Below are 12,996 nucleotides of genomic sequence, written 5' to 3' on the forward strand. Positions count from 1 at the left end.
GCGAAGTTCCGGAGGCGGTGCGCTTGGCGGCTCGATGGCGAAGGGGGACGAGGGAACGGCGGCGCGGCCGGCGGCTGGGCTCGATCCTGCTCGTCCTGCTGCTGGCGGGCTGCGTCGGGACGGGCGCCTGGCTGCTCTGGCCGAGCAACGCCCCGCCGGCCCCGGAGACCCCGACCGGCGACGGCGCCGACGAGCCGGTCGCGGCCGCCCCGCAGTACGTGCCGTCCAACGATCCGCCGGCCGCGCCCCTGGCGCCCCTGCCGCTGGACGAGACCTGCGAGGGCTCCGCCCCGCCCGGCGCGGCCCAGGCCAACGCCGACAGCCTCAACACCCTCTCCTGGGCGCCGTTCGGCCGGCAGGAGGTCGGCTGGACCATCTACGCCCCGCGCATCGGCGCCGAGCTGGCCACCGCCTGCGGCCCCGGCACGACCCGCTTCGCCGGCGCCCTGGCCGGCTGGCAGGCGGCCCATCGCCTGGCGCCCACCGGCGTGCTCGATGCGGCCACCTTCGACGTCATGAAGACCCGCTGGACCCTGGCCCGCCCCTTCGCGGCCATCAACGCCCGCGGCGAATGCCCCAACGCGCCCGCACAGTCAGGCCTCTCGGCCGCCCGTTCCGACGAGGTCTATGGGAGCAAGCCGGCCTATCTGCGGCCCGGCGCGCTGGACGCCTATCGCCGGCTGGTCGAGGCTGCCCGCAAGGACGGCGTGGTCTCGGCCCGCGACCCGCGCGTGCTGACCATCTTCTCCAGCTTCCGCGACCCGGCCGCCGACGCCGCCCGCTGCGCCCGCGACAACAACTGCCAGGGCGTCAGCCGCACCATCTGCTCGGCCCACCGCACGGGCCTCGCCGTCGACCTCTTCGTCGCCGCCGCCCCGGGCTACGGCCCCGACTCCAGCGCCGACGACAACCGCCGCTTCATGGCCCGGTCGGACGTCTATCGCTGGCTGGTGGTCAACGCCGGCCGCTTCGGCTTCGTCAACTACGTGTTCGAGCCCTGGCACTGGGAATGGACGGGCGAGCCGCCCCTGCCCGGCGTGCCGATCTCAAGCCTGCCTCAAGAAGGATCACAACCTCTCGATCAGGGGGCGCCTGCGCCTCAACCCGGCCAGAAAGCCTCCCCAAGTAAGACGCATGAAGTTCGCTGACGCTCACATGCCCGGCCGGCGCGAGATCTTGGCCGGCCTCTTCGCCCTCCCCGCCAGTTCGGTCCTGGCGGCGCCGCGCGTGGCCGCGCCGCCGCGCCCGCCGATCGTCACCGTGCTGGGCGACTCGATCACCGCCGGCCTGGGCGTGCGTCCCGGCGAGGCGATGCCGGCCCGCTTGCAGGCGGCCCTGGCGGCGCGGGGCGTCAGCGTCCAGGTGCGCGCCGCCGGCCGCAACGGCGACACCAGCGCCGGCGGTCTCTCCCGCCTCGAAGGGGCGTTGGGCGCCGACACCACCCTCTGCGTCGTGGCCCTGGGCGGCAACGACCTGCTGCAAGGCCTGCGCCCCGAGGCGACGCGGGCCAATCTCCGCGCCATCCTCACCCGCCTGCGCGAGCGGCGCATCCCCGCCGTCCTGGCCGGCGTCAACGCCCCGGCCCTGCTCGGCGCCGACTACGCCCGCCGCTTCAACGCCGTCTACACCGATCTCGCCCGCGACTTCGCCGTCCCCCTGCTGCCCAACCTCCTGGCCGGCATCGGCGGCTCGCGCCGCTACATGCAAAACGACGGCATCCACCCCAATGCCGAGGGCGCGCGGGTGATCGCGGCCAACCTCGCGCCGGTCGTGGCCCAGGCCCTGGCGCGGGGGACGGTGGTGGCGATCAAATAATCCCTCTCCCCTTGCGGGAGAGGGTGGCCTCCCGAAGGGAGGTCGGGTGAGGGGTCAAAAATCCTGTCCGTCGCGACTAGCGGATCGACCGGGCGCGGCGTCCGAAGTTTGAGAGACCCCTCATCCGTCGGCTATCGCCGACACCTTCTCCCGCAAGGGGAGAAGGACCTCAAAGGAAGAACTCCACCGCCACCAGCACCACCCCGGCGATCCAGGCCGTCTCCACGACCATCAGCGCCACGGGCCTCCAGCCGGCGGTCATCACGTCCTTGAACGAGGTCTTCATGCCCAGGCCCGCGATCGCCGTGACCAGGCACCAGCGGCTGATCTCGGCCGCGCCGTCGACCGCGATCTTCGGCAGCCAGCCCAGGCTGTTCACCACCACCAGGGCCGCGAAGGCCACCAGGAACAGCGGCAGCTGCGGCCTGGCCCCCGCCCCGCCGCCCGGCAGCATCCGCGCCGCCAGGAAGGCGATGGCGAACACCACCGGCAGCAGCATCGAGACGCGCAGCAGCTTCACATAGGTCGCCACGTCGCCGGTGTGGGGCGAGATCATGTAGCCGGCCCCGACCACCTGGGCGACGTCGTGGATCGTGCCGCCCAGGAACACCCCGGCCTTGGTCTGGTCCAGATGCAGGGCCGCCGTCAGCAGCGGATAGGTGATCATCGCGATGGTCGACAGGGTGGTGACCACCACCACGGTCAGGATCGTGTCGCGCTCGCCGTCCTTGTCGCGCGGCAAGACGGACGCGATGGCCAGGGCCGCCGAGGCGCCGCAGATGCCCACCGCCCCGCCCGACAGCACGCCGAAGCCCTGCCGCAACCCCATCCGCTTCGACAGGAACGCCCCCAGCAGGATCGTCGAGACCACCGCCACGATCACCGTCACGATCGGGGTCAGGCCCAGGCTCAGGATCTGCCCCGCCGTGATCCGGGCGCCCAGCAGGGCGACGCCGAACCGCAGTATGGCCTTGGACGAGAACTCGATGCCCGGAACGCAGCGCCCTTCCTGGTGCAGAAAGTGGAACGTCATGCCCAGCAGCAGCGAGAACAGCATCACCGGCGCGCCGTAGTGCTGGGCCAGCCAGGTCGAGGCCAGGGCGATGGTCCCGGCCACCAGCACGCCGGGATAGAGCTTGATCAACGCCGCCTGGCCGGGGAACCGCGCCTTGGCGGCGGTCGCGGGCTCGGGGCGCGACAGGCCCTCCATGCCTTCCAGCGATTGGAACAGCGCCCGCGCGGCGGCCGCGTCGGTGTCGAGATCGGAATTCATCGCCAGGCCCTTTGACGAGTCGCCATGCCGACGACGCCTTTCGTCTGGGCTCTGATGGCCGGGATGGCAAGATCACCCTCCAGCCCTTCTCCCCTTGCGGGAGAAGGTGTCGCCGAAAGGCGACGGATGAGGGGTCTCTCAAACGGCTGTCGCCTCGCCCAGCCTATCCGCCGTACGCGCTTTGAGTTTGGAGAGACCCCTCACCCGACCTCCCTCCGGGAGGCCACCCTCTCCCGCAAGGGGAGAGGGATCAGCTGCGCTTCACCGCCACCAGCGCCGAGATATAGGCCTCCATCAACCGCACCAGTTCGTCCTCCAGGGCCTGCGGATCCAGCGCCAGGCCCGGCTCGGCCGCCGCCGCGCGCAGCAGGCCGACGGCGGCGTGGGTCAGGACGAAGGCCGACTCCGGGGTCAGGTCGATCTGCAGCCGGGCCTTGCCGGCGATCGAGGCCAGGAAGGCCTGGTGATGCTGCTCCAGCACCGCGTCGCCACGATGGAACATGGCCCCCAGCAGCGCCTGGCGCGTGGCCGGCGAGCCCTCGAAGCCGTTCATCAGCGCCCGCACGATCGGCCGCACGCTGCCCAGGTCCGGCCGATCGATCAGGGTCTGGGCGATCGCGTCGCGCACCGCGCTGGTCCGCCGCTGGGCCAGGGCCGCCAGTATGTCCTGCTTGTCGGCGAAGTACTGATAGACCGTGCCGACGCTCACCCCCGCCCGTTCGGCCACGTGATTGGTGGTCAGGCGCTCGGGTCCGCCGCTCTCCAGAAGCTGAAAGGCCGCGTCGAGAATGGCGTCCACCGTGGCCTGGGCGCGCCCCTGGCTCGGCGCTCTGCGTTGCTTTTCAGCCACTTGCGGACCCTCTTCACGCGCTCACCCTGCCTGAAGACAAGGCGAGTAGGAACATGAGCAATGCTTACATACGCTTGAGGCCGAGAACAGGTTCGCCTTCGCCGGCGGACCGGAAGGAGCCCTGATGATCCGCCCCATCGAAGACGTCCGCGCCCGCGTCGCCTCGCAGAAGACCCGCCTGCCGGGCTTCTACGGCCAGATCGATTTCGACCGCACGCCCGAGCGCTTCACCGAGGATCCGAGCTTCGCCGTCGCCCGCGACCGCAACCCGCTGGGCGTCAGCGTCACCCAGGACGACCTCGACCGCGTCCGCGCCTACACCATGCTGGGCGACATCGTCGCCGACGCCTACGCCGCCCTGATCCCGCAGTACGGCTTTCGCCGGCTGATCGACATGCTGACCACCGCCTGCGACCAGGGGATCGAGGCCGTGCCCGAGGCGCCGCCGGAACTGGCCGCCTTCGTCGCCGAAATGGCGGCTGCGCCCGACTGGATCGACATGGACCTGGTGCGCGAGGGCCAGCGGCTGGAGCGCAACGCCGCCGCGTTCCTCGCCCCCTTCGCCATCCGCGGGGCGTTCGTGGCGACCTTCCTCAACAAGTACTCGGCCCTGCCCATGGCCCTGACCGGAACCCTGGGGGCCGAGACCGCCGCCAAGCGGGTCAACGAGACGGCCGCCTTCTTCGCCACCACCATCCTGCCCGGCGCGCTGGAGCCGCACGGCGAGGGCTTCAAGGCCGCCGCCATGGTGCGGCTGATGCACTCGATGGTGCGCTTCAACGCCCTGCGCTCGGGCCGCTGGGACTCGGAGGTCTACGGCGTGCCGATCCCGCAGGTCGACCAGATGCCGGCCGGCCTGATCCCGGTGTTCCTGATGTCGTTCCAGATGCTGCGCAAGGGCCGCCGCCACTTCACGCCGGCCGAGCGGGCCAAGGTCGAGCTCAGCCGCTATCGCTGCTTCCTGCTGGGCCTGCCGGAAGACCTGCTGGCCGATACGCCCGAGGGCGTGGTGCGGATGATGACAGCCCGCGACAGCACCCTGCGCCGGGGCTTCGACGACGAGACTTGCGGCGCGCTGATCCGCGCCACCCTGGGCGCCTACCTGCCGCCCGACGAAAGCCCGGCCAACCGCCTGCACGACCGCATCGAGCGCCGCTTCGCCAAGGCCTTCTTCCTGCGCCACTTCCTGCGCGGCGACCGCAAGCGCGCGGCGAGCATGGGGATCGAGGTGGGACCGGCCGACGAGGTCGTTTTCGTCATCGTGGCCCTGCTGGTCACCCTGCAGATGAAGGCCTTCGAGTTGGCGGATCATGTGCCGGGGGTGAGGGAATTGGCCGACGCGGCCCTGGTGCGGCGGATGCGCAGCCTGCTCAAGCGCTACGGCCACGCCGAGTTCACCACCGATGCGGCCAACTACCGGCCGACCAATGCGAGGGCGGCGGCGGCCTGACCGCTACGCGGCCCCCTCAGTCGCTCCGCGACAGCTCCCCCAAAGGGGGAGCATCTGCTCGGACTAGATCCTCGCCCTCTGGGGGAGGTGGCCCGAAGGGCCGGAGGGGGCTCGCCGTCGGGCGAGCTAGTCCGCGTCGTCGAAGTCGCCTTCGCCCGCCGTCTCCTCGTCGCCGGTCAGGGCCGTGTCCAGGCTGTCGATGATCTCGTCCATCTGCTCGGAGGTGATCGAGACGTAGATGGCGTCGCCGCCGACGGCCGAGACCAGCAGGCGGTAGCCGTCTTCGGTTTCCTGCAGGGAGAAGGTTTCCAGGGGCTGCAGCTTGGCCATCGAGGCGTCTTTCGTCGGGAGAGATCGGGAGCCCGCCGATGTAGGCTCGCACCCGCCTCAGTTCAACGGACGTCTTTCAAGGTTCCCCGCCGCAGCAGGGCGATGTGGCAGGCGATCAGCACCTCCCGCTCGACCCACGGGAAATCGGCGCGGGCGATCAGCAGGGAAACGAGGCCGTGCAGACCCGCCCACAGGGTCTGGGTCATGCGCTGGACGTCGTCGTCGTGGGTCAGGCCCGCGTCGCGCATTTCGCCCACGATCTCGGCGAAGCGCTGGAAGGCGCCGATCCCGGCCATCATCGGCCGGTCGCCGACCCGCTCCTTGTAGGACCCGTCCAGGCCCTTCTCGACCATGAAGGCCACGCGATAGGCGTCGGGCTCCTCCAGGCCGAAATCGACATAGACCCGCAACGCCCGCTCGAAGCATTCGGCCGTGGGCTTGAAGCTGGCCCGCGCCTCCTCCATCCGCGACACCAGGGTGGCGAAGGCCCGCACGCACAGTTCGGCGGTGATGTCGTCCTTGGTGGCGAAATAGGCGTAGAGGGCCGGCTGCGAGACGCCGGTGGCCTCGGCGATCTGGCGGGTCGAGACCGCGTGCAGGCCCTTCTCGCTGAACAGCCGCAGGGCCGCGTCCAGGATCTCCTCGCGTCGTTCGGCGCCCTGTCCCTTGGGTTTGCGGGGGGAACGGATCTTCGGCGCGGTCATCGTCCCTCCTTTCCGCAGCGGGGCCGGCTTGACAACCCACAATAATCGATCAGTGATTACTTATCACCGATCGATGATAGGGGCGAGGGCATGGACGGGGCGCGTGCTGGATATGGAGGCGTCGTCCTGCTCACGGCGCTGGCGACCGCCTCGGCCCTCGCCCTGGCGGCCTGCGGCGGCAAGGCGGCCGCACCCGAAGCCGCCCCGCCCCCGGCGGTCGAGGCCGTCAGCGTCGGCGCGCCCGGCGCGGCGTCGGACCTGACCGCCTCCGGAACCCTGGAACGCCGCCGCGAGATGGCGCTGTCGTTCCGCATCCCCGGCGTCCTGACCCGCATGGCGGTCGAGGCCGGCGACAGCATCGCCGCCGGCCAGACCCTGGCCAGCATCGATCCGGCCGGGGTCGACGCCCGCCAGACCCAGGCCGGCGCCGACCTGGAACGCGTCCGCCGCGACGCCGATCGGGCCCGCAAGCTCTACGCCTCCGGCTTCGTCGCCAAGGCCCGGCTGGACGACGCCGAAAGCGCGCTGAAGGCGGCCCAGGCGGCCAACGCCGGCGCGGCCTTCGACCGGCGCTGGGCGCGGCTGGTCTCGCCGGTCTCGGGCGTCGTCCTGGCCCGCACGGCCCAGGCCGGCGAGGTGGTGGCGGCCGGCCAGACGGTGCTGACCGTCGCCGATCTCTCCAGCCCGCTGGTCCTGCGCCTTCCCCTGCCCGCCCGCGACGCCGCGCGAGTCAGGGTCGGCTCCAGCGCCGCCATCACCGCCGACGCCCTGCCCGGCCAGACCCTCAACGGTGTGGTCACCCGCCTGGGCCAGGCCGCCGACGCCCGCACCGGCGCGGTCACGGTCGAGATCGAGGTCCAGGCCCGCCCCGAACTGAAGAGCGGCCAGATCGCCTCGGCCCGCCTCAGCGCGCCGGCCGCCGACGCCTCGGCCCGCGCCGAATTCGCCCGCATCCCGGCCGAGGCCCTGCTGGAGGCCTCGGGCGACAAGGCCGCCGTGCTGCGCCTCGACGGAACCACCGCCCGCCGCACGCCCGTGCGCTTCGGCGGCTTCGACGGCGACGACGCCCTGGTCGCCGGCCTGCCTCCCGGCAGCCGGGTGATCACCGCCGGCGCCGGCTTCGTCTCCGACGGCGAAAAGGTCAGCGTGGTGGATCCGCGCGCCCTGGCGGCCCCGACCCGCAAGGTCGCCGCCCCCCAGAGCGCTGCACGATGAACCTCAACCTCGCCGCCTTCGCCGTCCGGCGCTGGCAGTTCACCATCGTGGTCTTCGGCCTGCTGGTGATGCTGGGCGTCAACGCCCTGATGACCGTGCCCCGGTCGGAGGACCCGCACTTCCCGATCCCCATCGTGCTGATCCGCGCCGTGCTGCCCGGGGCCGAGCCGGCCGAGATGGAGCAGCTGGTCGCCGACCCGATCGAGACGGCGGTCTATGGCCTGGACAGCATCGACAAGGTCGAGAGCACCAGCCTCGACGGCGCGGCCGTGGTCCGGGTGTTCTTCACCTGGGACGTCGATCCCGAGCGCAAGTTCGACCAGGTGGTGCGCGAGGTGAACGCCATCCGCGGCAGCCTGCCCGCCGGCCTGCAACGGCTGGACATCGAGCGGGTGCGCACCACCGAGGTGGCCATCGTCCAGGTGGCCCTGGTCAGCGACAGCCTGCCGATGCGCCGGCTTGAGAAGGTCGCCGATCGGCTGTCCGAACGGCTCGACCGCGTCTCCGGCGTGCGCCAGACCCGCTACTACGGCGCCCCGGCCTCGGAGGTGCGGGTGTCGCTGGATCTGGCGCGGCTGGCCGCCCTGAAGCTTCCAGCGTCGAGCGTCGCCGACGCCCTGAAGTCGGCCGGGATCGAGGCCCCGATCGGCGCGGTCCAGGCCGGCGGGCGGCGCTTCAACGTCAAGTCCGGCGGCGCCTTCCGCTCGCTGGACACCGTCAGGAACACGCCCGTCCGCTCGCTCGGCGGCCAGGTCGTGCGGGTGCGCGACGTCGCCGACGTCGCCTGGGCCCAGGAGGAGCCGACGCACCTGACCCGCTTCGACGGCAAGCGCGCGGTCTTCGTCGCCGTCACCCAGAAGGACGGCCAGGACGTCGGCCGCATCACCAAATCCGTCGAAAAAGTGCTGAACGACTACGAGAAGGTGCTGCCGGCCGGGGTGAAGCTGGAGCGCGGCTTCGTCCAGGCCCACAATGTCGACCACCGCCTGAAGAACCTGTTCCGCGACTTCGCTGTCGCCCTCGTTTTGGTGCTGATCACCCTGCTGCCGCTGGGGCCGCGCGCGGGCCTGGTGGTGATGGTGTCGATCCCGCTGTCCCTGCTGATCGGCCTGTCGCTGATCCAGGCCTTCGGCTTCACCCTCAACCAGCTGACCATCGCCGGCTTCGTGCTGGCCCTGGGCCTGCTGGTCGACGACAGCATCGTCATCACCGAGAACATCGCCCGCCGGATCCGTGAGGGCGAGGAACGGACCTCCGCGGCGATCAACGGCTCGGGCCAGATCGCCCTGGCGGTGATCGGCTGCACCGCCACCCTGATGCTGGCATTCCTGCCGCTGATGGCCCTGCCGGCCGGCTCGGGGGCCTATATCCGTTCGCTGCCGGTGACGGTGCTGTGCACGGTGGGCGCGTCGCTCTTCGTGTCGCTGACCATCATCCCGTTCCTGGCCAGCCGGGTGCTCGACAAGCATTCCGATCCCGAGGGCAACCGCCTGCTGCAAGCCGTCAACGGCGTGATCCACACCGTCTATCGGCCCGTGCTGCACCGGGCTCTGGCCCGGCCCTGGCTGGCGCTGGCCATCATGCTGGCCCTCTGCGCCACCGCCGTGCCGATGCTGAAGGCAGCCGGCTCCAGCCTGTTCCCGGCCGCCGAGACGCCGCAGTTCGTGGTGCGGGTGTTCACCCCCGACGGCTCGTCCCTGGCCCGCACCGACGCGGCGCTGCGCTATGTCGACCAGCGCCTCTCGCGCGAGCCCGACATCGTCTGGCGCGCCGCCAACCTCGGGCGCGGCAATCCGCAGGTGTTCTACAACCAGTCCCAACGCGAGAGCGCGGTGACCTATGGCGAGATGTTCGCCAGCCTGAAGGCCTGGGAGCCGGGCAAGAGCGAGCAGTTGCTCGACCGCCTGCGCGCCGACTTCGCCCGCTATCCCGGCGCGCGGATCAGCGTCGAGGTGTTCGAGAACGGCCCGCCGATCGAGGCCCCGGTCGCCGTGCGGGTCACCGGCCGCGATCTTGGCGTGCTGAAGGCCCTGGCCGCCCGCGCCGAGGCGATCCTCAAGAGCACGCCCGGCACGCGCGACGTCGGCAACCCGGTGCGCCTGGACCGCACCGACCTCGACCTCGGCGTCGACGAAGCCAAGGCCGCGGCCCTGGGCGTGCCGGCCGGCGCGGCCCGCCGCGTGGCGCGGCTGGCGCTTTCCGGCGAGGAGACCGCCCGCTTCCGCGACGCCGACGGCGACGACTACGCGGTCAAGGTGCGCCTGCCGATGGAGGCCGTCGACGGCGCCGACCGCAACGCCCTCTCGGCCCTGTCGAGCGTCTATGTGCCCACCGCCGACGGCGAGGCGGCGCCCCTGTCGGCCATCGCCGCGCCGAACCTGAAGTCCAGCCCCGCCCGCATCGACCGCTTCGACCGCGAGCGCACGGTGACGGTCACCGCCTTCGTCCGCACCGGCTACCTGACCGACAATGTGACCAAGGACGTGCTGGCACGCCTGCAGAAGGCGCTGCCCATGCCGCCGGGCTACGCCCTGAGCCTGGGCGGCCAGGCCGAGGCGCAGTCGGAAAGCTTCGCCGGCTTGGGCGCTGCGGTCATGGTGGCGGTGTTCGGGATCCTGGCGGTGCTGGTTCTGGAGTTCCGCAAGTTCAAGACCGCCCTGGTCGTGGCCGGCATCATCCCGTTCGGGGTGTTCGGCGCGGCGGCGGCCCTGTGGCTGACCGGCAATTCGCTGTCGTTCACCGCCACCATCGGCCTGATCGCCCTCATCGGCATCGAGATCAAGAACTCGATCCTGCTGGTCGACTTCACCGAACAGCTGCGCCGCGACGGCATGAGCCTGCACGACGCCATCGAGAAGGCCGGCGAGGTACGCTTCCTGCCGGTGCTGCTGACCTCGGCCACGGCGATCGGCGGGCTCATGCCCCTGGCGCTCGAACGCTCGGGCCTCTATTCGCCCCTGGCCATCGCCATCATCGGCGGGCTGGTGACCTCGACCGTGCTGTCGCGGGTGGCGACGCCGGTGATGTACTGGCTGACGGCGCGGGGTGAGGAACGCTGATCCTTCTCCCAGAAGGAGAGGGTCTCCTTGCGCAAAATGGCTTGCTACCGGTGTCATGTTTCGTGCTAGCCGTTGCGGCAAGCTCGCCAGAAGCGCCGGAGGAAGACCAAGATGGATCGTCGCAGCCTGCTGCTGACCGCCGGAGCGGCGGCCGCCGCCAGCGCCCTGCCCGCCCACGCCAAGCCCTCCAGCCCCGCCCGCTCGCCGATCGTGACCACCGCCGCCGGCAAGGTGCGCGGCGCGACCACCGCCGACGGCGTCCACGTGTTCAAGGGCCTGCGCTACGGCGCCGACACCGGCGGGGCCAACCGCTTTTTCCCGCCCCGCAAGCCCCAGCCCTGGACCGGCGTCGCCGACGCCCTGGCCTATGGCGCGGCCTCGATGCAGACCGGCAAGGGCGAAGAAGGGGAGACCCTCTCCGAGGACTGCCTGTTCCTCAACGTGTGGACCCCCGCCAAGGCTGGCAAGGCGGGCCTGGCCGACGGCGGCAAGCGGCCGGTGATGTTCTACATCCACGGCGGCGCCTACAACGGCGGCTCGGGCGGCAGCCCCTGGTACGAGGGGACCAAGCTGGCCAAGCGCGGCGACGTCGTGGTGGTCACCGTCAACCACCGCCTCAACGCCTTCGGCTATCTCTATCTGGCCCGCCTGTTCGACGACCCCGGCGTCGCCGACAGCGGCAATGTCGGCCAGCTCGACCTCGTTCTGGCCCTGCAATGGGTGCGGGACAACATCGCGCAGTTCGGCGGTGATCCCGACCGGGTGATGCTGTTCGGCCAGTCCGGCGGCGGCGCGAAGATCGCCACCCTGCTGGCCATGCCGGCCGCCAAGGGCCTGTTCCATCGCGCCGTCACCATGAGCGGCCAGCAGGTCACCGCCGGCGGCCCGTTCAACGCCACCAAGCGGGCCAAGCTGTTCCTGGAGAAGCTGGGGATCAGCGACCTGGCGGCCCTGCGCGCCCTGCCCGCCGACCAGCTGCTGAACGGCCTGAAGGCCGTCGATCCGGTCGCCGGCTCCGGCGGCGTCTATATGGGCCCGGTGCTCGACGAGCGGTCGCTGACCCGCCACCCGTTCTTCCCCGACGCCTCGCCGCTGGGCCTCGACGTGCCGCTGATCTGCGGCAACACCCATGACGAGACGCGCGGTTTCGCCGGCTGGGACCGCAAGGTGTTCGACATGACCTGGGAGCAGGTGGTCGAGAAGCTGCCCGGCCAGTTCAACGCCCGCATCGACATCGACCCGGCCACGGTGGTGGCGGCCTATCGCAAGATGTACCCGGCCTATTCGCCGTCGGACGTCTATTTCGCCGCCTCGACCGCCGGCCGCTCGTGGAAGGCGGCGATCCTGCAGGCCGAGGCCCGCGCCGTCACCGCTGCGCCGGCCTGGGTCTACCAGGTCGACTGGAAGTCGCCCAAGGACGGCGGCGTCTGGGGCGCGCCCCACACGATCGACATCGGTCTCGTCTTCGGCACGCTGGACGCCAAGGGCTCGATCGTCGGAACCGGCCCGCGCAGCGAGGCGATGTCCAACACGATGATGGACGCCTTCGTCGCCTTCGCCCGCAACGGCGATCCCAACTGCGCGACCATCCCGAAGTGGGAGCCCTACACCCTGCCCCGCCGCCAGACCCTGGTGTTCGACGAGACGACGCGCATGGCCGACGACCCGCGCGGCGGCGAGCGCGAGCTGTTCAACAAGGTCCCGTTCACGCAGTTCGGGACGTAACGTCCCTCTCCCCTTGCGGGAGAGGGTGGCCTCCCGGAGGGAGGTCGGGTGAGGGGTCTCTCAAACCTCAAAGCCGCGTGCAGCGGTGAGGCCGGGCGAGGTGTCTCATGTTTGAGAGACCCCTCATCCGTCGGCTTCGCCGACACCTTCTCCCACAAGGGGAGAAGGATCAGGCCGCGACCTCGCCCTCTTCGTCGCCGTCCTCGTCGTCGAACTCGTCCTCGTCGGGACCGAGCGACTCGTCGCGCAGGAGCTCGATCTGGTCGGCGACGTCGGCGATGGTCTCGTCGTCGATCCCGGCGGCTTCCAGGGCCGCGGCCAGGTGGCCGATGACGAGGTCGAGCTCGTCGTCCTCGAGGCTGTTGGCGCCCAGCCAGACGAAGGCCAGGTCCTGGTCGCCGCGCGCTTCGGCCGCGTCGGGATCGAGGGCGGCGGCCACGAAGGCGCGGGCGCCGGGCGCGATCTCGCCGCCGAACAGGTCCTTCAGGCGCTCGTCGGCCTGGGCGCGGGCGAAGAAGTCGGAGATCACAGACTGAGCGGCGGCCTCGCCGCCGATGCGTTCATAGGCCGTCATG

Annotated in this window: 11 protein-coding genes; 6 read left to right on the forward strand and 5 right to left on the reverse strand. The window is 71.2% G+C overall.

The genetic code is table 11. From position 1 onward, the window contains the following. Positions 1 to 23: 23 nt before the first annotated feature. Positions 24 to 1,148, forward strand: coding sequence for a D-alanyl-D-alanine carboxypeptidase family protein (locus AC1RRS_RS18930; protein WP_492856450.1), 1,125 nt, complete (start codon positions 24 to 26; stop codon positions 1,146 to 1,148). Then, a complete protein-coding gene (locus AC1RRS_RS18935; RefSeq protein ID WP_492856451.1) occupies positions 1,135 to 1,815 on the forward strand; it encodes an arylesterase in 681 nt (226 codons plus the stop codon). Before AC1RRS_RS18930 ends, AC1RRS_RS18935 begins: the two co-directional genes overlap by 14 nt. Before the next feature lie 169 nt (positions 1,816 to 1,984). On the opposite strand, the gene AC1RRS_RS18940 is transcribed toward AC1RRS_RS18935, so the two are convergent. Further along, positions 1,985 to 3,088, reverse strand: coding sequence for a YeiH family protein (locus AC1RRS_RS18940; RefSeq protein ID WP_492856453.1), 1,104 nt, complete (start codon positions 3,086 to 3,088; stop codon positions 1,985 to 1,987). A 250-nt stretch (positions 3,089 to 3,338) separates the two neighbouring features. Then, positions 3,339 to 3,938 carry a TetR/AcrR family transcriptional regulator gene (locus AC1RRS_RS18945; protein WP_492856454.1) on the reverse strand — a complete coding sequence of 200 codons (600 nt, stop codon included), beginning with the start codon at positions 3,936 to 3,938 and terminating at the stop codon, positions 3,339 to 3,341. Between the two features lie 124 nt (positions 3,939 to 4,062). On the opposite strand from AC1RRS_RS18945, the gene AC1RRS_RS18950 reads away from it, so the two are divergent. Further along, on the forward strand, positions 4,063 to 5,388 hold the full coding sequence (locus tag AC1RRS_RS18950; protein WP_492856455.1) for an oxygenase MpaB family protein: 1,326 nt from the start codon (positions 4,063 to 4,065) through the stop codon (positions 5,386 to 5,388). 126 nt (positions 5,389 to 5,514) lie between these two features. Here AC1RRS_RS18950 and AC1RRS_RS18955 read toward each other — a convergent pair whose 3' ends face one another. Together AC1RRS_RS18955 and AC1RRS_RS18960 are read right to left on the reverse strand one after the other, a co-directional pair. Next, positions 5,515 to 5,718, reverse strand: a complete 204-nt coding sequence (locus tag AC1RRS_RS18955; RefSeq protein WP_110117952.1) for a hypothetical protein — start codon at positions 5,716 to 5,718, stop codon at positions 5,515 to 5,517. Positions 5,719 to 5,780: 62 nt separating this feature from the next. Beyond that, the gene (locus AC1RRS_RS18960) at positions 5,781 to 6,422 is read right to left on the reverse strand and encodes a TetR/AcrR family transcriptional regulator (RefSeq protein ID WP_492856457.1); all 642 of its coding nucleotides are present in this window, start codon (positions 6,420 to 6,422) and stop codon (positions 5,781 to 5,783) included. A gap of 90 nt (positions 6,423 to 6,512) precedes the next feature. Between AC1RRS_RS18960 and AC1RRS_RS18965 the strand changes: the two genes are divergently transcribed. The 3 genes from AC1RRS_RS18965 (at position 6,513) to AC1RRS_RS18975 (ending at position 12,421) form a co-directional block, all read left to right on the forward strand. Then, positions 6,513 to 7,637 carry an efflux RND transporter periplasmic adaptor subunit gene (locus AC1RRS_RS18965; RefSeq protein ID WP_492856458.1) on the forward strand — a complete coding sequence of 375 codons (1,125 nt, stop codon included), beginning with the start codon at positions 6,513 to 6,515 and terminating at the stop codon, positions 7,635 to 7,637. Next, positions 7,634 to 10,696, forward strand: coding sequence for an efflux RND transporter permease subunit (locus AC1RRS_RS18970; RefSeq protein WP_492856459.1), 3,063 nt, complete (start codon positions 7,634 to 7,636; stop codon positions 10,694 to 10,696). The genes AC1RRS_RS18965 and AC1RRS_RS18970 overlap by 4 nt, the downstream gene beginning before the upstream one ends. Positions 10,697 to 10,807: 111 nt before the next feature. After that, complete coding sequence (locus AC1RRS_RS18975) at positions 10,808 to 12,421, forward strand: carboxylesterase/lipase family protein (protein WP_492856460.1); 1,614 nt, start codon at positions 10,808 to 10,810, stop codon at positions 12,419 to 12,421. 169 nt (positions 12,422 to 12,590) lie between these two features. On the opposite strand, the gene AC1RRS_RS18980 is transcribed toward AC1RRS_RS18975, so the two are convergent. Further along, positions 12,591 to 12,995 carry a globin domain-containing protein gene (locus AC1RRS_RS18980; protein ID WP_492856461.1) on the reverse strand — a complete coding sequence of 135 codons (405 nt, stop codon included), beginning with the start codon at positions 12,993 to 12,995 and terminating at the stop codon, positions 12,591 to 12,593. Between the last annotated feature and the right edge of the window lies 1 nt (position 12,996).

It is taken from the genome of Caulobacter sp. GW821-FHT12A07, assembly GCF_058807655.1.

Bases quoted from the DNA above. Each gene is read 5' to 3' on its own strand.
- AC1RRS_RS18970 (WP_492856459.1), top strand. From the start codon at position 7,634: ATGAACCTCAACCTCGCCGCCTTCGCCGTCCGGCGCTGGCAGTTCACC.
- AC1RRS_RS18955 (WP_110117952.1), bottom strand. From the start codon at position 5,718: ATGGCCAAGCTGCAGCCCCTGGAAACCTTCTCCCTGCAGGAAACCGAA.
- AC1RRS_RS18960 (WP_492856457.1), bottom strand. From the start codon at position 6,422: ATGACCGCGCCGAAGATCCGTTCCCCCCGCAAACCCAAGGGACAGGGC.
- AC1RRS_RS18950 (WP_492856455.1), top strand. From the start codon at position 4,063: ATGATCCGCCCCATCGAAGACGTCCGCGCCCGCGTCGCCTCGCAGAAG.
- AC1RRS_RS18975 (WP_492856460.1), top strand. From the start codon at position 10,808: ATGGATCGTCGCAGCCTGCTGCTGACCGCCGGAGCGGCGGCCGCCGCC.
- AC1RRS_RS18935 (WP_492856451.1), top strand. From the start codon at position 1,135: ATGAAGTTCGCTGACGCTCACATGCCCGGCCGGCGCGAGATCTTGGCC.
- AC1RRS_RS18965 (WP_492856458.1), top strand. From the start codon at position 6,513: ATGGACGGGGCGCGTGCTGGATATGGAGGCGTCGTCCTGCTCACGGCG.
- AC1RRS_RS18940 (WP_492856453.1), bottom strand. From the start codon at position 3,088: ATGAATTCCGATCTCGACACCGACGCGGCCGCCGCGCGGGCGCTGTTC.
- AC1RRS_RS18980 (WP_492856461.1), bottom strand. From the start codon at position 12,995: ATGACGGCCTATGAACGCATCGGCGGCGAGGCCGCCGCTCAGTCTGTG.